This window comes from Rhodanobacter sp. FW510-R10 (assembly GCF_058781105.1).
In genome coordinates this window covers 2,133,324-2,153,547 of sequence record NZ_JBYSWL010000001.1, presented here as the reverse complement: position 1 = coordinate 2,153,547, position 20,224 = coordinate 2,133,324, and the positions used below count along the sequence as shown (strand labels likewise).

Here is a 20,224-nt window from a genome sequence, read left to right as displayed (position 1 = left end):
CATGCACACGGACACAGGCATCCATACCATCGACACCGGCTTCGTGCGGCCAGGGTTTGACGCCGCCTACCTGATCGTCGAGCGCGGCCATGGTGCCTACATTGATTGCGGCACAGGCTTTTCCGTACCGCGCCTGCTGGCGGCGCTGGAGCCCGCCAGGCTGACGAGCGCCGACATCGACTGGCTCATCCTCACCCATGTGCACCTCGACCACGCGGGCGGCGCTGGTGCGCTGATGGCGCAACTGCCCAACGCCCGCCTGCTGGTGCACCCGCGCGGCGCGCGGCACATGATCGACCCGACGCAACTGTGGGCCGGCGCCAGTGCCGTGTACGGCGAGGTGGAGATGAAACGCGCGTACGGCGAGCTGCTGCCAGTCGCACGCGAGCGCGTCGTGGAATCTGTGGATGGGCAGGTCATCGACCTGGCCGGTCGGCCGCTGCGCTGCCTGCACACCCCGGGCCACGCCAAACACCACCAGGCCATCTACGACGTCCGGGCAAACGTCTGCTTCACCGGCGACGTCTTCGGCCTGTCCTATCGCGACTTTGACACCGCGGCTGGCCCCTTCATCCTGCCCACCACCTCGCCTGTGCAATTCGACCCCGCGGCCCTGCATGCATCGATCGACCGCCTGCTCTCTCTGCAACCGGCTGCCATGTACCCGACCCACTTCGGCCGGGTGGAAGACGTCGAGCGTCTCGCTGCCGACCTGCACACGCAAATTGACGCCATGGTGTCACTGGCCCGCGACGCCGACGGCGCCCCGGATCGCCACCAGCGGCTGACTGCAGCCCTGACCATGCTGTACGCGCAACGCGCCACCGCACATGGCTGGCGCGGCAATCACGCGGCGCTGACCGACCTGCTGCACACCGATATCGAGCTCAACGCGCAGGGTCTGGAGGTCTGGCTGGACCAGGCACGCCGCCACGCCAACAACCCTTGAGTGTGGGCCGCCGGCGCTGACAGCGCGCAGCCACCCAGCCCGGCGTCAAGCCATGCGCGTGCCATTCGGCACCGGCCGCTCGACCGTGCTGATCACCACGCCTGCGGCGGTGGGGAAGCCGGTCAACAGGAACTCGGAGCGGAATGGCCCGATCTGCTTGACCGGAAAGTTGATTACACCGATGACCTGGCGTCCGGGCAAGTCCTCGGCCCTATACAGTTCGGTGACCTGCGCGCTGGTTTTTCGCACACCGTACGCACCGAAGTCCACCCAGATCTTCCACGCCGGCCGGCGTGCCTCGGGAAAAGCTTCCACGCGCGTCACGGTGCCGGCCACGAGCAACACCTTGGCAAAATCGCTCCAGGCTATCGTGCCGGTGGCATCGGCCGTGTCCATGCTCATCCTTCCAATTCCTTCTTCAACCAATCGCGGCCTTGCTGCCACCAGTAGCTGGCCTGGGCCGCGACATAGCCGAACGGGCGCCTGGCGCTGTCCAGGCCAAATGGCGCGAACTGGGTCCAGCGGTCGTCACCCTCGGCCAGGGCCGAAGCCAGCAACTCGCCGGCAGCACAGGTGGGCCCCAGGCCATGGCCGCCAAACGCCTGAGCCCACCACAAGCCTTGCCCATCGCCGCCAATCTGCGGCATCTGGTGCCGCGCGTAACTCATGAGGCCCGACCATGCGTAGTCGATCCTCACCTCGCCCAACTGGGGAAATACCGCCAGCAGATCCTTCCGCAGCAGGCGCTGCACCGCGCGCGGCGCGCGGTTGTGGACGGAAATACGGCCGCCCCACAGGAGCCGGGTATCCGGCAGCGAGCGATAATAATCGAAGGCAAAGCGGGTGTCGTACACCGCAGCACGCGTACGCAGGCAAGCATCCAGCCGCTCGCCCAGGGGCTCGGTGGCCATGACATAGGTGGCGATCGGTAACACCGCCCGGTCCACCTGCTTGTGCAGGGCTGACAGGTAGCCACCGCAGGCCAGCACGACCTGGTCGGCCAGCACCTCGCCGTTCGCCGTGCGCACCTGCCATTGCGTGCCCTGGCGCCGCACCGAAACCGCCCCGCTGTGCTCATGGACGCCAACGCCGCGCGCCACCGCCGCGCCGGCCAGGCCAATGGCGTAGTTGAGCGGATGCAGGTGCAAGGCATCCTGCTCGAAGAGGCCACCGTGGTAGCGCCCGCTGCGCACGATTTCACGCAACTCCTCGGCATCCAGCCGCTGCCATTCGACACCATAGTGCTCAGCGAGCAGATTCTGGCGCCGGGTCAACACCTCCGGGTCACGAAACCAGTTGGCCCAGATCACGCCACGATCGACCGCGTCACAGGCAATGGCGTAGTCGGCAATGCGCTTGCGGATCAGCTGCACGGCGTCGCGGGTCAACTTGAACAGCGCTGCGGCGCGCGCGGCATCGAGCTGCTGCAAGAGCGCCAGCTCACCCAGCGAATAGCCGGCAAACACGAATCCGCCGTTGCGCCCGCTGGCCCCGAAGCCCACCTGCTCGCGTTCCAGTACGAGCACGTCGTGGACACCGCGCTCGGCCAGCCCGAGCGCAGTGTTCAACCCGGCAAAGCCGCCGCCAATGATCACGACCCTCGCCTGCGCGCGCCCGCCCAGTGGCGCGTAAGGCGCATAGACGGTCGCGGTATCACGGTAGTAGTGCGGTGCTGCGGTCTGCTTCATCGCCACCCACGCCACATAGTCACGCCGTGTCCCCTGACACACGACCGGCGGCCACTCCCGGACCGATCACGCCTCTTGCAGCATCGAGCGCACCACCGCCGCGAGCTCCGGGTCCTGCATGGCCATGTGCATGGTCGCACGGACCAGGCCTGCCTTGTTGCCGCAATCGAAGCGCGTGCCCTCGAAGCGGTAGGCCAGGACCTTGCCCCGCTCGCGCAGCAACGCCTCGATCGCGTCGGTCAGCTGAATCTCTCCGCCGGCACCGGGCGTGGTCGCTTCCAGCAGTTGGAAGATGCGCGGCGGCAGGACGTAGCGGCCGACCACGCCGAGGTTGGATGGTGCGTCGGCAGGCTTGGGCTTTTCCACCATGTGCTGGATCATTCCGCTGTGCGCGTCGATCGGCAGGGCATCGACGATGCCGTACTTGTCCGTGTCCTGCGCCGGCACCTGCTCGACGGCAATCACGCCGGCCTGCTGCGCATCGGCCAGCTCGGCCATCTGCCGCAGCGCGCCCTTACCGGTGCCAGTCGGGCCGTTCCAGATCAAGTCGTCGGAAAGTACCACGCCAAACGGTTCATCGCCGACCACCGGTCGTGCGCACAGCACCGCGTGCCCGAGGCCCAGCGCTTCGGGCTGGGTAACGAAGATCGCGCGCACATGACGCGGTAGCGTGCCCTGGACCAGCGCGAGCAAGGCTTCCTTGCCGCGTTCGTGCAGCTTGGCTTCCAGCTCGTAAGCCTTGTCGAAATAATCGGCGATCGCGTGCTTGTAGCGGTTGGTGACGAAAATCAGTGTGTCCGCGCCGGCATCCACGGCCTCGTCCACGGCGTACTGGATCAATGGCCGGTCGAGCACCGGCAACATTTCCTTGGCGACCGCCTTGGTTGCCGGCAAAAAACGCGTGCCCAGACCGGCCACGGGAAACACCACCTTGCGCAACGGCTTGCTCACTCAACTCTCCCCGACTTCATTGCGACGGATCGACACCACGTTGTCCGGCTGCGCCGCTTCGCTCCAACGGAACGACGGCAGCAGGCTCGACACGCAGCGCCGCAACTCTTCTTCATCAAACACGGCCACGGCGTCGCTGGCCTTGTCCAGCAAGGTCTGCAGCAGCTCCCAGGACACTTCCCGATGGCGCGCCAGGAAAATCTTCGCGTGCCGCGTGCTGCTGTAGTTCTCCAGCGGGTGGAACAGCTCCTCGAACAGCTTCTCGCCGGCGCGCAGCCCGGTGTAGACGATCGGAATCTCGCTGCCCGGCTTCTTGCCGGCCAGGCGGATCATCTGCTCGGCAAGGTCGCGGATACGTACCGGCTCCCCCATGTCCAGGGCGAAGATCTCCCCGCCGGAACCCAGCGTGGCCGCCTGCAGGATCAGCTGGCAAGCTTCCGGGATCAGCATGAAATAGCGGGTCATCTCCGGATGGGTGACCGTCACCGGTCCACCGGCGCGAATCTGGCGGCGAAACAGCGGCACCACCGAGCCGGCCGAATCCAGCACGTTGCCGAAGCGCACGGTGATGAAGCGGGTCTTGGAACGCGCATCCAGGTTCTGGCAATAAATCTCGGCCGTGCGCTTGCATGCGCCCATCACGCTGGTCGGGTTGACCGCCTTGTCGGTCGAGATCAGCACGAAACACTCCACACCGGTCGCCGCGGCGATATCGGCCACGGTGCGCGTGCCCAACACGTTGTTGCTGAACGAGGCGCGCAACTGTGCTTGCAGTAGTGGTACATGCTTGTACGCCGCCGCGTGGAACACGACCTGCGGCATGCTTTCGGCAAAGGTGCGCCGCATCGCCACGGCATCGCCGCAACTGGCCAGCACACCGTCGACGATCAGTTCGGGAAAATCCGCGCGCAGTTCCTGCATGATGCGATACAGGTTGTATTCGCTGTGCTCGACCACGGTCAGCGAATGCGCGCCCAACCGGGCGACCTGCCGGCACAGCTCCGAGCCGATCGACCCGCCGCCGCCGGTGACCAGCACACGACGCGAACTCAAGGCGCCATGGATCGCCGCCCAATCCAGTTCGACCGCATCGCGGCCAAGCAGATCCTCGATCGCCACTTCCTTGATCTCATTGTCCTGCGCCCGCCCGGCCAGCACGTCCTGCAGGCGCGGCACGGTGCGATACGGCAGGTCGGCCTCGTCGCACAAAGCCACCACGCGGCGCATCTCGCCGGTGCTGGCCTCGGGCAGGGCAATCAGCAACATCTGCGCCGCGGTCTCCCGGGCCAGGGAACGCAGCTTCGAGGTCGGCCCCAGCACCGGATGGCCGTTGATGACGGCGCCGCGCAGGCTCGGCCGGTTGTCGACGAAACCCACCACGCGGTAACTGCTGTCGCGCTGCAGGTTGCGCGACAGCACCTCGCCGGCGCGATCGGCGCCGATGATGATCACGCGCTTGGCGTCATCGGACCCAGGACGTGCGCTGCGGCTGTCTTTCCAATAGCGGTAAGCGAGGCGCGGGCCGCCCAGCAAGGCGGCCAGCAACACTGGATACAACACCAGCGTCGCCCGCGGCACCCCATCCAGGCGGTCGTAGACAAACAGCGCCACCGCGACCGCCACGGTGCCCACGATCACCGCCTTGAGGATGTTCCACAGGTCCGGCAGGCTGGCGAAACGCCAGACGCTGCGGTACAAGCCGGTCCAGCGCAGGGCCAGGCCCTGCACCAGCAGCACCAGCGGGAATTCCAGGGTATGGAACAACACCATCTCGTTGGGCTGCAGCGCATACCGCAGCATCTTCGCCAGCCACCATGCCAACGCCACCATGGCCAGGTCGTGACCAACCACGGCCAGGCGCGGGTGGATGCGGGCAACAGCGTTACGCAGCAGCATGACGGACCTTTCGCGGGGAACGATGGACCAGACGGCGCTTCAACAGCAACCACGCTATCCCGGCAAGCACATAGGCGCCCATGGTAAGCGCGATGCCGCTGGATGGGTGAACGAGCGCCAACCATGCCAGTGGCGCAACTACTACGACATTCCATGCCAGATAACCGCCATCGACCTGGCCATGCGTGGCAACGCGCCGCACCAGCCACTGATAGACGTGCTCGCGATGTGCAGCGTACCAGCGCCGGCCGTGCAGCATGCGTGAGAGCAAAGTCAGTCCGGCGTCGACGACGAACACGGAGGATAGGACCAGCGCCGGCCAGATCAGGTCCGGGTCAGTCCGCCACGCCATCGCGGTGAAGGCGAAGATGGCCCAGCCGACGCTGCCGCTGCCGACGTCACCCATGAAGATGCGTGCCGGCGGACGGTTGCAGACCCAGAACCCCAGCGCCGCAGCCGCCAGGGTCGCCATCGCCAATGCCAGCCCCGACGCCCCACGCGACCATGCCAGCAGCGCCAGACCGGTGGCGACAAACAGCGCCTGCAGCGCAAGCAGGCCGTCGATGCCATCCATGAAATTGTGCAGGTTGATGCTCCAGACGCCGGCCGGCACCAGCAGCAGCAACCACCACCAGGACGCCGCCCCGGACAGCAAAACGGCGGAAAACCACCCGACCGCCAATACTTGCACTGCGAGTCGCGGCAAGACCGGCAAGCTGTGGTGGTCGTCCAGCCAGCCGACCGACGCCACCAGCACCAAGCAGGCCATCCAGCTGCCCAGGAGGCCAGACGGCCAGACGCCCGCTAGTGCCAGCGGCGCGCCCACCAACAAGACAACGACGATGCCGATGCCGCCGCCACGCGGCGTCGGCACGCGATGCGAGCGCCGGTGCCCAGGTCGATCGAGCAGACCGCGCCAATTGGCGTAGGCGATTGCAGCGCGCGCCAGCAACAGCGCGATCGCGAACGCGGCGAGCAGCCAGGCGCATGCGGCCAGCACGGCCATGTCACTCGCTGGCCACGCCATGGATCGGCCGGATGGTGCTCCAGCTCTTGCAGCTGGGGCATTGCCAGTGATGAGCCTTGGCGCCAAATCCGCACCGGCTGCAGCGATACATCGCCTGCCCCTCGAGCAGCTTGGTGGTGAGGTCGCGCAGTATCAGGAAATTCTCATGGGCCTCGCCTTCCACCTTGTCCATGGTGGCATCGATCAGCGCCATCAGCCCACGCACCGATGGACGCTGGCGCAACTGCGCGGTGAGAAAATCGATTGCGGCCCGTTCGCCATCACGCTGGCGATACAGCCGGGCCAGGGCGAGCACCGGCGACACCCCGTGGTAGCGACCAAGCAGGCTGCTCAGGAATCTTTCGGCACGATCCATCTGGTGCGAACGCGCATAGCTCGCCAGTAGCGGCGGCAAGATTCCCGGCAGGAACGCGCTGTCGGCCTCGATCGCGGCCTCGTACGCATCCACCGAAGCGGCATGATGACCGTCCTCAGCTTCCAACTGGCCGGTCAACATGAACGCACGCACGCAGGCCGGTTGACAGGCAAATGCCTGCTGCAGGTACTCGCGTGCCTCGGCCCGTGCGCCATGTTGTCTAGAGCGGTCGGCCAGCTCGCAATAAAACTGCGCGATGGTGGCCGCCTGGTCCTCGCCGGTCATGGCCTCGAGCCGCCGTGCATGCTCGATTGCCTTGTGCCAGTCGCGCTCATGCTGGTAGATCGCGATCAGGTGGCGCAAGGCTGAAGGCGCGTGCGCCTTCATCGCCACGAGGTCGGAGAACAAGGATTCGGCGCGGTCGAGCAGGCCGGCGCGCACGTAATCCTCGCCCAGTTCCAGCAAGGCGATGGTCTTCATCGCATCCGACAGGCCGGAGCGCGAAACCAGGTGCTGATGCACGCGGATCGCCCGGTCGACCTCGCCGCGGCGACGAAACAGGTTGCCCAGCGCGAGATGGGTTTCCACCGTGTCGTGGTTGTATTCGGCCAGCCGGAGGAAGACCTCGATGGCCTTGTCCTGCTCCTCGTTGAGCAGATAGTTCAGGCCGCGGAAGTAATCCGACGACAGTTCGCTGACCTGGGCGCCGGAACGCTGCGCCACTGCACGACGCGACGCCCACCAGCCGACGCCGAAGGCAATCGGCAACACCACGACGAGCAGATAGAGGAAATTCATGGCCGCGGCGGAGCGCTCTTGCCGCTGACCCGCTGGAGCTCACGACGGCGCCGGCGCGCGCCCAGGCTCACGCCGAGCCATGCGGTCAGCCCGCCAAGCAGCCAGCCCACGACGAGGGCACCGAGCAACGCGGCACCCTTGGGCCAGTGCAACTGGAAAAACGCAAAGTCGTAGCCGACCGATTCGGCATTGAGCGCGCCCACCACGACGCCGGCGGCGACAAACAGGGCAAGGATCAGGAAGACAAGCAGGCGCATGCCGAAAACTCTACCCGATTGCTCGACGCAGGCACAGCCAAGCTGGAATTACCGCGGCAGCCTGCGAAGGCAGCACCGTCGGCACAGACCGTCGGAGGCGTGGCGCGGATCAGTCGCCTGCGCCGGATCGACCCTGGTTGATCCGCTCGCGCAGTTCCTTGCCGGGCTTGAAATGCGGCACGTGCTTGCCGGGCAACGCCACCGTGGCGCCGGTCTTGGGGTTGCGGCCAATGCGCGAGGCCCGGTAATGGAGCGAGAAACTGCCAAACCCCCGCACCTCGATGCGCTCGCCGTGGGCGAGTGCGGAACTCATCTGCTCGATCACACTTTTGACCGCCATTTCCACATCCGCAAACGCAAGATGCATCTGGCGCCTCGCAAGCGTCTCGATCAATTCGGATCTGGTCATGGCACCCCAATGTCCCTGACGTTACCGGCAGGGTCGTCTGCGCGACCCTGCCACTGCCCGGCAAAGCCGTCCCCTACTCAGCCTTGTCCAACTGCTCCCTGAGCAAGGCGCCGAGCTTGGTCGTACCGCTCGCCGCCGCCGCATAGTCGCTGCCGGCCGCGGGCGCTTCTGGCACGCCCTCCTCGCTCTTGGCACGGATCGACAGCGCCAGCTGCCGGCCCTTGCGGTCCATGCCGGTGAACTTGGCTTCGACCTTGTCGCCGACCTTCAGGTACTGTGTGGCGTCGTCGATGCGCTCCTTGGCGATATCGTTGGCGCGCAGATAACCCTCGACGCCGTCGCCCAGGTCGATCACCGCACCCTTGGCATCGACTTCCTTCACGATGCCGTTGACGATGCTGCCGCGCGGATTGGCTGCCATGAACTGGCCAAACGGGTCCTGCTCCATTTGCTTGATGCCGAGGGAGATGCGCTCGCGCTCGGGGTCGACCGCGAGGACGACGGCCTCGATCTCGTCGCCTTTCTTGAAGTTGCGCACCAGGTCCTCACCGGACATCTGCCACGAGATGTCGGACAAATGCACCAGGCCGTCGATGCCGCCTTCCAGGCCGATGAACACGCCAAAGTCGGTGATCGACTTGATCTGGCCGGAAACCTTGTCGCCCTTCTTGTGCATGGCGGCGAACGCTTCCCACGGATTGGAACGCGTCTGCTTGATGCCGAGCGAGATGCGGCGGCGCTCCTCGTCCACGTCGAGCACGGTAACCTCGGTTTCGTCGCCGACCTGGACCACCTTGGCCGGATTGACGTTCTTGTTGGTCCAGTCCATCTCGGAGACGTGCACCAGGCCTTCCACACCCGGCTCGATCTCGACGAAGCAGCCGTAGTCGGTGACGTTGGAAACCTTGCCAAACAAGCGGCTGCCGACCGGATAGCGGCGGGAGATGTTGACCCAGGGATCGTCACCCAACTGCTTCAGGCCAAGCGAAACGCGGTTGCGCTCGCGGTCGTACTTGAGCACGCGCACTTCCAGCTCGTCGCCGACGTTGACCACCTCGGACGGATGACGCACGCGCTTCCAAGCCATGTCGGTGATGTGCAGCAGGCCGTCGATGCCGCCAAGATCGACGAATGCGCCGTAGTCGGTGAGATTCTTCACCACACCCTTGAGCACGGCGCCCTCGACCAGGCGCTCCATCAGCTTCTCGCGCTCCTCGGAGAACTCGGTCTCGACGACGGCGCGGCGGCTGACCACCACGTTGTTGCGCTTGCGGTCCAGCTTGATGATCTTGAACTCGAGTTCCTTGCCCTCGAGGTAGGCCGGGTCACGCACCGGACGCACGTCGACCAGGGAACCCGGCAGGAACGCCCGGACGTCCTTGATGTCGACGGTGAAGCCGCCCTTGACCTTGCCGGAAATCATGCCGCTGATCGTCTCTTCCTTGTCGAATGCCTGCTCCAGGTCGTCCCATACCATGGAACGCTTGGCCTTCTCGCGTGACAGCTTGGTCTCGCCGAAACCGTCTTCCAGCGCCTCGAGGGCCACCTTGACCTCGTCGCCGACCTGGACTTCCAGTTCACCCTTCTCGTCCTTGAATTGTTCGATCGGGACAATACCCTCGCTCTTCAAGCCGGCATTGACGACAATCACGTCATTGCGAATTTCCACGACGATGCCCGTGACGATGGCACCTGGCTTCAGCTTGGCAATGGCCTGCTGGCTCTGTTCAAACAGTTCGGCAAAACTTTCAGTCATAAGAGTTCCAATATGGGAACGGAGCGCGGTCATTGCGGTCAAGCTCGAGTCGCAAGGACAACCCGCGTCCACCGGTAAGGGCATTGCGGCCGCCAGTTCCAAGGACGGCGCGCCTTGCCATGGGAGTTCCCTGCTCGGGCAGGGCACAAAAAACGCCGCGCGAACGAATCACGGCCGCACGACAGCAAGAACCTTTGCTACCACCTCTTCGATACCGATGCCGGTGGTGTCCAGCACCACGGCATCCTCAGCTGGCTTGAGCGGAGCGATCACACGCGTCGCATCGCGCCGATCCCGCACCTCAATCTCCCGCTGGAGACCGGCTAGTGTAATGCCCAGTCCCTTTGCCTTCAACTGCTTATAGCGCCTTTTCGCCCGCTCGGCGGCACTCGCCGTGAGGAACACCTTGTAGGCTGCATCCGGGAAGATCACGGTGCCCATGTCGCGCCCATCCGCCACCAGGCCAGGCCGCCGCCGAAAGCCCAATTGCAGGTCGACCAGGGCCGCGCGCACCTCAGGCAGCGCCGCGATCGCCGAGGCGGCGCCCGCGGCCGTTTCCGTGCGCAGCGCCGCGGTGGCATCATGGCCATTGACCATGACCCCGGCCGCGGCGCCATCACCGCCGGCGACAAAGCGCACCCGCATGGCGCGTGCGCAGCGCGCGACCGCCTCGGCATCGGACAAGTCCAGGCCAGCCACGCCGGCCGCGTATCCGGCAGCCCGATACAACGCGCCCGAGTCCAGCAGGTGCCAGCCCAAAGCGGCGGCCACGCGGGCGCTGACCGTGCCCTTGCCCGACCCCGAGGGGCCATCGATCGTCAGCACGGGTACGGCGGATACATTGGGCACTCGATTCATCGCAGACCTGGGCGGGTGTGGAAAAGCGGAAATCCCGCATGCCACAACAGCTTGTGCAGCGGTCTAAGCATTGCTAAAATTGCAAGCTTATCTTCGTTCAATCCCTTGTCTTCATTCAATCCTTGGAGTCCGCCGTGAAGGTGCTCAGCTCGTTGAAATCCGCCAAGGCACGCCACCGCGACTGCAAGATCGTGCGGCGCCGCGGCAAGCTGTTTGTGATTTGCAAGAGTAATCCACGTTTCAAGGCACGTCAGCGCTGAGACGCCGGGCAGCCCGAAAAAAAGAGCCGCGAAAGCGGCTTTTTTTGTGGCCGCCATCCCTGGCAGCCACCCTTCGGGCCATCGCTGCGCGATGTCAAAAATCGTTCCCGACGCTTTTTTGTGGCCGCCATCCCTGGCAGCCACCCTTCGGGCCATCGCTGCGCGATGTCAAAAATCGTTCCCGACGCTTTTTTGTTGTGTGCGGCGCGGATTCGATTGCGCCGCCCGGAAGCGCGCCTGCGCTCACTGGTAACGCACGTCGATGATCTCATAGTGCTTGACGCCATTCGGCGCGGTGAACTCGAAACTGTCGCCCACGTGCTGGCCGATCAGCGCACGCGCGATCGGCGACGATACCGCGATCAGGTGCTGCTTGATGTCCGCCTCCAGGTCACCAACGATCTGATAGGTCACGCGCGTACCGGCATCCTCGTCCTCGAGGTCGACGGTGGCACCAAACACGATGCGATCGCCTGGATTGAGCCGAGTGACGTCAATGACCTCGGCCGTGGAAAGCAGGGCCTCCAGCTCGGCAATCCGGCCTTCAATGAAGCTCTGCTCCTCGCGCGCGGAATGGTATTCCGCGTTTTCCTTGAGGTCGCCGTGCGCGCGCGCCTCGGCAATGGCGGCGATGATGCGCGGCCGGCTGGTGAACTTCAGGCGCTCGAGCTCGGTGCGCAACCGGATGGCGCCAGTGTTGGTGATGGGCGGACGATTCATGTGTTCAACTCCTGATGCAACTCCTGCAGGCTGTGCACGGCACCGTCGCTGCGGAAGTCCATCGAATGCACCAGCGCCCGCGCCCCAGCCAGGGTGGTCGAGTAGGTGACGTGGTGCTGCAGCGCCTCACGCCGGATCGAGAACGAATCGGCAATGGCCTGCTTGCCCTCGGTGGTGTTGACGATATAGACGATTTCACCGTTCTTGATCAAGTCCACGATGTGCGGACGCCCCTCGAGCACCTTGTTGACCCGCGCGCAGATCAAGCCGTGCGCGGTCAGATAGGTTGCCGTGCCGGAGGTGGCCACCAGGTTGAAACCGCGCGAGATGATCTCCCGGGCAATCGGCACCAGCAGCTCCTTGTCCGCGTTGCGCACCGAAAGGAACACCTTGCCCAGCTCCGGTGGCTTGATGCCAGCCGCTTCGTGGGCGCGCGCAAAGGCTGAGCCGAAGCTGCGGCCGACGCCCATGACCTCACCGGTCGAACGCATCTCCGGGCCGAGGATCGGGTCCACGTTCTGGAACTTGAGGAACGGAAAGATCGCCTCCTTCACCGAGAAATAGTGCGGCAACACCTCGGCGCGCGCGCCCAGGCTGGCCAACGAGCGCCCAGCCATGACCCGCGCCGCAACCTTGGCCAAGGGGACGCCAGTGGCCTTGGACACGAACGGCACCGTGCGCGAGGCACGTGGGTTCACCTCCAGCACGTAGACGGCGTCGCCCTGGATCGCGAACTGCGTATTCATCAGCCCACACACCTTGAGCTCGCGCGCCATCAGGGTCACCTGACGCCGCAGTTCGTCCTGTATCGCCTGCGGCAGCGAATACGCCGGGAGCGAGCAGGACGAATCGCCCGAATGCACCCCGGCCTCCTCGATGTGCTCCATGATGCCGCCAATCAGCACCTCGCCTTGCGCGTCGGCAATCACGTCGACGTCGACCTCGACCGCGTGGTCCAGGAAGCGATCGAGCAAGACCGGCGAATTGTTTGACACCTGTACGGCGTCGCGGATGTAGGCGCTGAGGTCTGCATCGTCCTGCACCACTTCCATGGCCCGGCCACCCAACACGTAGCTTGGACGCACGACCAGCGGGTAGCCGATCTCGCGGGCCAGGGTCAGCGCTTCCTCGGCGTTGCGGGCGGTGCGGTTGACCGGCTGGCGCAGGCCAATCCTGGCGATGAGATGCTGGAAGCGCTCGCGGTCCTCGGCCAGGTCGATGCTGTCCGGGCTGGTGCCAATGATCGGCACGCCGGCGGCTTCCAAGGCACGGGCCAGCTTTAGCGGCGTCTGGCCGCCGTATTGCACGATGACGCCCTTGGGCTGCTCCACGTGCACGATCTCAAGCACATCTTCCAGCGTGACCGGCTCGAAGTACAGGCGGTCGGACGTATCGTAATCGGTGGACACGGTCTCCGGGTTGCAGTTCACCATGATGGTTTCGTAGCCATCCTGGTGCAGCGCCAGCGATGCGTGCACGCAGCAGTAGTCGAACTCGATGCCCTGCCCGATCCGGTTCGGGCCGCCGCCCAGCACCATGATCTTGTCCCGCGTGCTGGGTTCGGCCTCGCATTCTTCCTCGTAGGTCGAATACAGGTACGCGGTGCCGGTGGCGAACTCGCCGGCGCACGAATCCACGCGCTTGTACACCGGGCGTATGCCCAGGGTATGGCGCAAGTGGCGCACGGAGGCCTCGTCGGTGGTGAGCAACTCGGCAATGCGCGCATCGCTGAAGCCCAGGCGCTTGAGCGCGGTCATGCGCTCGTGGTCCAGCGCGCTGATACCCTGCGCGGCAACGCTGGCTTCGCAAGTCACGAGGTCCTCGATGGCGGCGAGGAACCATGGGTCAATGTGGCTGAGCTGGAAGATCTCGTCCAGGCTGAGGCCGGCGCGGAAGGCGTCGGCAACGTGGAAGATGCGAGCCGCATGCGGCTCGCGCAGCTCGCGCCGGAGCACGGCCATCCCGTCCTGGCTGGTGTAGTCCAGACCCGTCGGGTTCAGGCCGGTCTTGCCAATCTCCAGGCCACGCAAGGCCTTTTGCAGCGACTCGTGGAAGCTGCGGCCAATGGCCATGACCTCGCCGACCGACTTCATCTGCGTGGTCAGCCGCGCGTCCGCGCTGGGAAACTTTTCGAACGCAAAACGCGGAATCTTGGTGACCACGTAATCGATGGACGGCTCGAACGAAGCCGGGGTCAGGCCTCCGGTGATCTCATTCTTCAGTTCGTCAAGCGTGTAGCCGACGGCGAGCTTTGCCGCCACCTTGGCAATCGGGAAGCCGGTGGCCTTGGACGCCAGGGCCGATGAACGCGACACGCGCGGATTCATCTCGATCACCACCACGCGGCCATCCGCCGGGTTGATGCCAAACTGTACGTTGGAACCGCCAGTGTCCACGCCGACCTTGCGCAGCACGGCAATCGAGTAGTCGCGCAGGCGCTGGTACTCCTTGTCGGTCAAGGTCTGCGCCGGCGCCACGGTGATCGAGTCGCCGGTGTGTACGCCCATTGGATCGACGTTCTCGATCGCGCAGACGATGATGCAGTTGTCCGCGGTATCGCGGACCACTTCCATCTCGAATTCCTTCCAGCCCAGCACCGATTCGTCGATCAGCACCTCGTGCACCGGCGACATCTCCAGCCCACGGGTCACGATCGCCTCGAATTCCTCTACGTTGTAGGCGATGCCGCCGCCAGTGCCGCCGAGCGTGAACGAGGGCCGCACGATGCAGGGATAGCCCAGCGTGACCTGCCCTGCGCGCGCGTCCTCCAGCGAACGCGCGATTGCCGAACGCGGCGAAGCCAGCCCAATCTCGTCCATCGCGTTGCGGAACAGCTCGCGATCCTCGGCCATGCGGATCGAGTCGCGCCGCGCACCAATCAGCTCGACGCCGTATTGCTCCAGCACGCCGTGGTCGGCCAGGTCCAGCGCACAATTCAGTCCGGTCTGGCCACCCATGGTCGGCAGCACCGCGTCGGGCCGCTCTTTGGCGATGATGCGGGCCACGGTCTGCCAGTTGATCGGCTCCACGTACACCGCGTCGGCGGTATCCGGGTCGGTCATGATCGTGGCTGGGTTGGAGTTGACCAGGATGACCCGGTAGCCCTCCTCCATCAACGCCTTGCAGGCCTGGGCGCCGGAGTAGTCGAACTCGCAGGCTTGCCCGATCACGATCGGGCCGGCACCGATGATGAGGACACTCTTGATATCGGTGCGCTTAGGCATGGGAGACGGCCTCCTGCAGCAGCTTCACGAAACGGTCAAACAGGTAATTGATGTCATGCGGCCCAGGGCTGGCCTCGGGGTGGCCCTGGAAACAGAACGCCGGACGGTCGGTGAGCGCGAAGCCCTGCAGCGAGCCGTCAAACAGTGAGTTGTGGGTCACCCGCGTGTTGTCCGGCAGGGTCGACGGATCGACTGCAAAGCCGTGGTTCTGCGAGGTGATCAGGACGCGCCCGTCGTCCAGATCCTTCACCGGGTGGTTTGCGCCGTGGTGGCCGAACTTCATCTTCACCGTGCGCGCCCCGAGCGCCAGCGCCATGAGTTGGTGACCCAGGCAGATGCCAAACAACGGGATCTTCGCCTCCAACAGCTCGCGTGTGGCATCGATCGCGTAAGTGCATGCGGCCGGATCACCCGGGCCGTTGGACAACACCACGCCGTCGGGCTGCATGGCCAGCACTTCCGCGGCCGTGGTTTGCGCCGGCACCACCGTGATCGCGCAGCCGCGCTGCGCCAGCAGGCGCAGGATGTTGAACTTGGTGCCGAAGTCGTAGGCGACCACGCGATGGCGGGGTTGCACGCTGTCGAAGGCGGCGCGGTCGAGGTCGTAGCAGCCGGCGTTCCACTCGTAGCGTTCGCGCGTACTGACTTCCTTGGCCAGGTCCATGCCGTCCAATCCAGGGAAGGCGCGTGCGGCCGCCAATGCAGCTTCGGCGTCCACCTGCTCGCCGGCGACGATGCATCCAGCCAGCGCACCCTTGGCGCGCAGGATGCGGGTCAGCCGGCGCGTATCGATGCCGGCAAGGCCCACGGTCCCGCAACGACGCAGGTACTCGGTCAGGCTTTCGCTGCTGCGCCAGTTGCTGGCAATGCGTGGTACGTCGCGTACCACCAGCCCGGCTGCCTGCACCTGTGCCGATTCGCCATCCTGGGTGTTGATCCCGGTGTTGCCGATGTGCGGATAGGTCAAGGTGACGATTTGCCTGGCGTAGGACGGGTCGGTCAGGATTTCCTGGTAACCGGTCATTGCCGTGTTGAAGACGACCTCACCAACCGTCTGGCCAATCGCGCCCACGGCATAGCCGCGGAACACGCTGCCATCCGCGAGGGCGAGCAATGCAGGAATAGGCATACGGGATACCGCCTTTTTAGATACGACAAAGTCCGCAAGCCGTGGCATAACCGGCTTGTGCGGCTCAGAAAAACCAGCAGGGCGGCTGCAAATCATAAGCGTGGCCAGCCGGCATGTCCACCGTATACGGCATGAACCGCGGCCGACGCCCGCAGTCTCGCGCTGTCACTTGCAGGCTAAACTGGCGCCTGGCCACGACTGCCCGAACATCCATGCACAGTACCGTCCTGCTTGATCCCGCACGCCTCGAACGTGCGGATACCACGATCCAGAAGGAGCCCTTTCCATTCCTGGTGGCACATGGCCAACTGCCCCGCGAAGCCTATGCCGACCTGGACCGCGATTTCCCGCGTTACGGCAGTGCCGGCTTCTTCCCTTACGATCCGGCCGATTGTGGCCCGTCCATCAACCGCCTGATCGACAACGTAACCTCGCCGGAGTTTGCCCAGGTACTTGGCAAGCACCTGGACATCGAGCACCTGGACGGCTATCCAACCTTGGTGACCCTGTGCCGCCTGCTCAACAAGCGCCACGGCACGATCCACACCGACAGCCGCTCCAAGGTCGCCACGGCGCTGATTTACCTGAACGCGCAGTGGCCCGACACCAGCGACGGCTGCCTGCGCTTTCTCGGCAAGGTCGACGACATCGACAGCCTGCTCGCTCCCGAGCTGGTGCCCTTGTACGGCGAGGTCGCCGCGTTCAAGCGTTGCGACAACTCCTTCCACGGCCATCTGCCGTACGCCGGCGAGCGCCGCGTCATCCAGGTCGCCTGGCTGGTAAGCGAGCAGGACAAACTGCGCAAGACGCGGCGCGGTCGGTTTGCCCGGGGCTTCAAGAAACTCTTCGGCGTCCTGGACCGGCAGCTTGGCGCCGGCCGCGACCGCAACGCCTCGCACCCGCGTTGAACGTCCGCCAGCTACCGGCTCAACCCACCCGCGCGGCAATGAAGCGCCTGTCGCCGTCGTCCTCGGCAGCCGGCGCCGCCAGGCGCACTTCGAGCTCCTCCACCTGGGCCCGCAGGGTTTGCTCCAAGGCGACGTGCACGCCGGTCGTGGCTCGTTCCAAGGCCCGCGGCAACGGCTCGCCACGTACCAGGAAGCCGGCCAGCAGGGCGGCAAACACGTCGCCGGTGCCGGTGAGGTCGATCGGCAGCTCCGGCGTGGCCAGGCGCCAGGCTTCGTCGGCGCCCACGGCCAGTACGCCCACACCGCCGCCGGCCAGCTCGATGCCGTGCACCACCACCCATGCCGTGCTGCCGCGCTGCAATGCACGCGCGGCCTCCAGGCACTCTGCCTCCGTCACGCAAGCACGCCCGCACAACAGGCCGAGCTCAAAGGCGTTGGGCGTGAGCAGCCAGGCGTGCGGCAACAGGCGCCGGCGGACGATGTCGACCAGGCCGGCTTCGACATACAGGCCGATGTGCAGGTCGCCAAGTACCGGATCGAGGCAGTAGCGCAACGACAAGTGCCGCGCCGTGACGTGGTCGATCCAATCGGCCAGCGCAGCGCCATTGGCGGCGGTGCCGAGGTAACCGGAAAGCAGGAGGCGGGCACGGGCAGGCAGGCCCCGCTCATCGACGCCGCGCAGCAGCTCCGCCAGCCAATCGGCGGGCAGCACGCGGCCGCGCGTGGTCGGGTACACCGGCGCATTGCTGAGCAGGGTGGTAGGCACTTCGGCCACGCGCAAGCCAAGCTGGCGCAGCGGCTCAGCCGCGGCGCTGTTGCCGGCATGGCCATAGACCACTTGCGACTGCACCGAGATCACGTCGACCGGCGCAGCCCCGGGAGGGCGCGCGCCGCGGCTGTGCACCAGCTTGTCGTCGACAGCCATCAGCCCTCCACGCGCGGCCTGGCCAGCACGTCCTCGAGGCTCCACAGGCCAGGCGGCTGCGCGCCCAGCCAGTACGCCGCATGCAGGGCGCCGCGCGCGAAGACCGTGCGGTCGGTGGCGCGGTGGACCAGTTCCAGCCGCTCGCCGGCCGCCATCAGCATCGCCGTGTGCTCGCCGACCACATCGCCGCCGCGGACTGAGGACATGCCGATCGCACCCTGCACCCGCACGGCATCGAGCGCCTGGCGATTGAACACGTAGGGGGCGACGTCGCAGCCGGTGCCGCGACCCTCGCGCGCCGCCTCGCCCAGGGCCAGGGCCGTGCCGGAAGGCGCGTCGCGCTTGCCGCGGTGATGGGCCTCGACGATCTCCACGTCCCAGTCCGGCAAGGCGGCAGCCGCCTCGCGCAGCAGGCGCCGCATGACCGCGACGCCGAGACTGAAGTTTGCCGCGCGCAACAGCGCAATCCGTCCGCCGGCCGCGCGCAGGCGCTGGTCCATGGCGGCGTCGTAACCGGTGCTGCCCGCCACCAGGGCCACGCCCGCCCCCAGGCAGTGCGCAAGCGCGGCACCGAGCGCGGCCGGCGAGCTGAAATCGATGACGACGTCCAGGTCTGGCGCATCGTCCCAGCCGGTCACATAGCGCAACGCTTGGCCACCTTCGACCGGCACCGGCGCGCCAAGGCTCGGGGACTGCGGCGACACGACGGCGCGCAGCAGCGTGAAGCGCGGGTCGGCGGCCAGGAGGCCACACAACGGCATGCCCATGCGCCCGGAGGCCCCGTTGACGGCGACGCGGATCACCGGCCCAGCCACGTCAAGCCCGCCCGGGCTGCAGTCCGGACTGCAACAGCTGCCGGGCGGCGCTCACGCCGTGACCCGCGACCAGAACTGGCGCACGCCCGCCAGCCAGCCCTTGGCCCGCGGCGTGTGCGTGCAAGCCTCGTCGTCCTCGAACGTGGCCTCGAACGCGGTCAACAGCTCGCGTTGCTGGCGGGTCAGGCGCACCGGGGTCTCCACCACCACGCGGCAGATCAGGTCGCCGTGTCGCTTGTTGTGGGCCGACTCGACGCCACGCCCACGCAGGCGAAACTGGGTGCCGGTCTGGGTCTCTGGCGGAATGTTGATCGGCACCTCGCCTTCCAACGTGGGCACCGCCAGGGTCACGCCCAGGGCAGCCTGGGAGAAGCGGATCGGCACCTCGCAGTACAAGTCGTTGCCGTCGCGCGTGAAGATCGCGTGCTCGCGCACCCGCACCTCGACATACAAGTCGCCAGCGGGCGCGCCGGCAGGCCCGGCTTCGCCCTGGCCGCTGAGACGGATCCGGTCGCCGTTGTCGACACCAGCGGGAATCCGCACTTCCAGGGTGCGGGTTTCCTCGACGCGCCCCTCGCCGCGGCAATGCCGGCATGGCTTTTCAATTGTCTTGCCGGCACCGCCGCAAGTGGGGCAGGTCTGCTGGATGGAAAAGATGCCGTTCTGCATGCGCACGCGGCCGTGCCCACGGCAGGTGCTGCACGTGACGACCTTGCCGTCTTCCGAGCCGCTGCCGTGGCAATGCTGGCAGCTGACCATCGTGGGTATCTGGATTTGCCGGCCGACCCCGAACACCGCTTCTTCGAGATCGAGCTCCATGATGTATCGCAGGTCGGCGCCTCGCGCCGGACGTCCCCGCCCGCCGTGCTGCCCGAAGATGTCGCCAAAGATGTCGCCGAACACGTCGCCCATGTCGGCAAAGCCGGCACCGCCGCGGCTGCCGCCATTCTCGAACGCGGCGTGCCCGTACTGGTCGTACATCGCGCGCTTGCGTTCGTCGCCGAGGATCTCGTAAGCGTGCTTGGCTTCCTTGAACTTGTCCTGCGCGGTGGGATCGTCGGGGTTGCGGTCCGGGTGGTACTTCATCGCCAGGCGACGAAACGCCGTCTTCAGCTCTGCCGCACCAGCATCGCGGCGGACCCCCAGCACCTCGTAATAGTCACGCTCACTCATGACCCCATCCACGCCATCGCATACACCCCTGCGCAAAACCGCGCCATGCCATTCCACGGCAACCACACAGCCCGCGCCGGAAACCTCCAGTCACGGGCTGCGTTGTTCGCCACCGACGCTGCCAGC

At 66.0% G+C, this 20,224-nt stretch carries 19 protein-coding genes; 3 read left to right on the top strand and 16 right to left on the bottom strand.

All coding sequences use genetic code 11. From position 1 onward, the window contains the following. The first annotated feature begins 1 nt into the window (after nucleotide 1). Nucleotides 2–949 carry an MBL fold metallo-hydrolase gene (locus AC3WJB_RS09340; protein ID WP_492680880.1) on the top strand — a complete coding sequence of 316 codons (948 nt, stop codon included), beginning with the start codon at nucleotides 2–4 and terminating at the stop codon, nucleotides 947–949. Between the two features lie 45 nt (nucleotides 950–994). Here AC3WJB_RS09340 and AC3WJB_RS09335 read toward each other — a convergent pair whose 3' ends face one another. From AC3WJB_RS09335 to cmk, 10 genes are all read right to left on the bottom strand, one after another. After that, nucleotides 995–1,351, bottom strand: coding sequence for a tRNA-binding protein (locus tag AC3WJB_RS09335; RefSeq protein ID WP_492680878.1), 357 nt, complete (start codon nucleotides 1,349–1,351; stop codon nucleotides 995–997). Next, nucleotides 1,348–2,637: an NAD(P)/FAD-dependent oxidoreductase gene (locus AC3WJB_RS09330; RefSeq protein WP_492680876.1), complete on the bottom strand. Its 1,290-nt coding sequence runs from the start codon at nucleotides 2,635–2,637 to the stop codon at nucleotides 1,348–1,350. Before AC3WJB_RS09330 ends, AC3WJB_RS09335 begins: the two co-directional genes overlap by 4 nt. Nucleotides 2,638–2,703: 66 nt before the next feature. After that, nucleotides 2,704–3,588, bottom strand: a complete 885-nt coding sequence (galU, locus tag AC3WJB_RS09325) for a UTP--glucose-1-phosphate uridylyltransferase GalU (protein ID WP_492680874.1) — start codon at nucleotides 3,586–3,588, stop codon at nucleotides 2,704–2,706. Continuing rightward, nucleotides 3,589–5,484: a polysaccharide biosynthesis protein gene (locus AC3WJB_RS09320; protein ID WP_492680872.1), complete on the bottom strand. Its 1,896-nt coding sequence runs from the start codon at nucleotides 5,482–5,484 to the stop codon at nucleotides 3,589–3,591. Beyond that, nucleotides 5,471–6,490 carry an MraY family glycosyltransferase gene (locus AC3WJB_RS09315; protein ID WP_492680870.1) on the bottom strand — a complete coding sequence of 340 codons (1,020 nt, stop codon included), beginning with the start codon at nucleotides 6,488–6,490 and terminating at the stop codon, nucleotides 5,471–5,473. The genes AC3WJB_RS09320 and AC3WJB_RS09315 overlap by 14 nt, the downstream gene beginning before the upstream one ends. A gap of 1 nt (nucleotide 6,491) precedes the next feature. After that, nucleotides 6,492–7,664 (bottom strand): lipopolysaccharide assembly protein LapB, encoded by a 1,173-nt coding sequence (lapB, locus tag AC3WJB_RS09310; RefSeq protein ID WP_492680868.1) that lies wholly within the window; start codon nucleotides 7,662–7,664, stop codon nucleotides 6,492–6,494. Then, entirely contained in the window at nucleotides 7,661–7,921 is a 261-nt protein-coding gene (locus tag AC3WJB_RS09305) for a lipopolysaccharide assembly protein LapA domain-containing protein (RefSeq protein ID WP_492680866.1), read from the bottom strand. Before AC3WJB_RS09305 ends, lapB begins: the two co-directional genes overlap by 4 nt. Before the next feature lie 109 nt (nucleotides 7,922–8,030). Then, nucleotides 8,031–8,330 (bottom strand): integration host factor subunit beta, encoded by a 300-nt coding sequence (locus AC3WJB_RS09300; protein WP_492680864.1) that lies wholly within the window; start codon nucleotides 8,328–8,330, stop codon nucleotides 8,031–8,033. Between the two features lie 73 nt (nucleotides 8,331–8,403). Then, entirely contained in the window at nucleotides 8,404–10,086 is a 1,683-nt protein-coding gene (gene rpsA / locus AC3WJB_RS09295; protein WP_492680862.1) for a 30S ribosomal protein S1, read from the bottom strand. 168 nt (nucleotides 10,087–10,254) lie between these two features. Continuing rightward, nucleotides 10,255–10,944 (bottom strand): (d)CMP kinase, encoded by a 690-nt coding sequence (cmk, locus tag AC3WJB_RS09290; RefSeq protein WP_492680860.1) that lies wholly within the window; start codon nucleotides 10,942–10,944, stop codon nucleotides 10,255–10,257. A gap of 134 nt (nucleotides 10,945–11,078) precedes the next feature. Between cmk and ykgO the strand changes: the two genes are divergently transcribed. Beyond that, nucleotides 11,079–11,204, top strand: coding sequence for a type B 50S ribosomal protein L36 (gene ykgO, locus AC3WJB_RS09285; RefSeq protein WP_492680858.1), 126 nt, complete (start codon nucleotides 11,079–11,081; stop codon nucleotides 11,202–11,204). 243 nt (nucleotides 11,205–11,447) lie between these two features. Here the strand turns inward: ykgO and greA are convergent, their stop codons facing one another. Genes greA through carA form a run of 3 tightly spaced genes read right to left on the bottom strand, consistent with a single transcriptional unit; the run spans nucleotide 11,448 to nucleotide 16,277 of the window. Beyond that, nucleotides 11,448–11,924, bottom strand: coding sequence for a transcription elongation factor GreA (greA, locus tag AC3WJB_RS09280; RefSeq protein WP_492680856.1), 477 nt, complete (start codon nucleotides 11,922–11,924; stop codon nucleotides 11,448–11,450). After that, entirely contained in the window at nucleotides 11,921–15,148 is a 3,228-nt protein-coding gene (gene carB / locus AC3WJB_RS09275) for a carbamoyl-phosphate synthase large subunit (protein ID WP_492680854.1), read from the bottom strand. The genes greA and carB overlap by 4 nt, the downstream gene beginning before the upstream one ends. Beyond that, complete coding sequence (gene carA / locus AC3WJB_RS09270) at nucleotides 15,141–16,277, bottom strand: glutamine-hydrolyzing carbamoyl-phosphate synthase small subunit (protein ID WP_492680852.1); 1,137 nt, start codon at nucleotides 16,275–16,277, stop codon at nucleotides 15,141–15,143. The genes carB and carA overlap by 8 nt, the downstream gene beginning before the upstream one ends. A 212-nt stretch (nucleotides 16,278–16,489) precedes the next feature. Between carA and AC3WJB_RS09265 the strand changes: the two genes are divergently transcribed. Next, on the top strand, nucleotides 16,490–17,185 hold the full coding sequence (locus AC3WJB_RS09265) for a 2OG-Fe(II) oxygenase (RefSeq protein WP_492680850.1): 696 nt from the start codon (nucleotides 16,490–16,492) through the stop codon (nucleotides 17,183–17,185). 19 nt (nucleotides 17,186–17,204) lie between these two features. Here AC3WJB_RS09265 and pdxY read toward each other — a convergent pair whose 3' ends face one another. From pdxY to dnaJ, 3 genes are read right to left on the bottom strand one after another with little or no spacing between them, the layout of a single operon-like run. Then, the gene (pdxY, locus tag AC3WJB_RS09260) at nucleotides 17,205–18,110 is read right to left on the bottom strand and encodes a pyridoxal kinase (RefSeq protein WP_492680848.1); all 906 of its coding nucleotides are present in this window, start codon (nucleotides 18,108–18,110) and stop codon (nucleotides 17,205–17,207) included. Continuing rightward, nucleotides 18,110–18,925 (bottom strand): 4-hydroxy-tetrahydrodipicolinate reductase, encoded by an 816-nt coding sequence (gene dapB, locus AC3WJB_RS09255; protein WP_492680846.1) that lies wholly within the window; start codon nucleotides 18,923–18,925, stop codon nucleotides 18,110–18,112. Before dapB ends, pdxY begins: the two co-directional genes overlap by 1 nt. Nucleotides 18,926–18,976: 51 nt before the next feature. Then, complete coding sequence (gene dnaJ, locus AC3WJB_RS09250; RefSeq protein WP_492680844.1) at nucleotides 18,977–20,098, bottom strand: molecular chaperone DnaJ; 1,122 nt, start codon at nucleotides 20,096–20,098, stop codon at nucleotides 18,977–18,979. Between the last annotated feature and the right edge of the window lie 126 nt (nucleotides 20,099–20,224).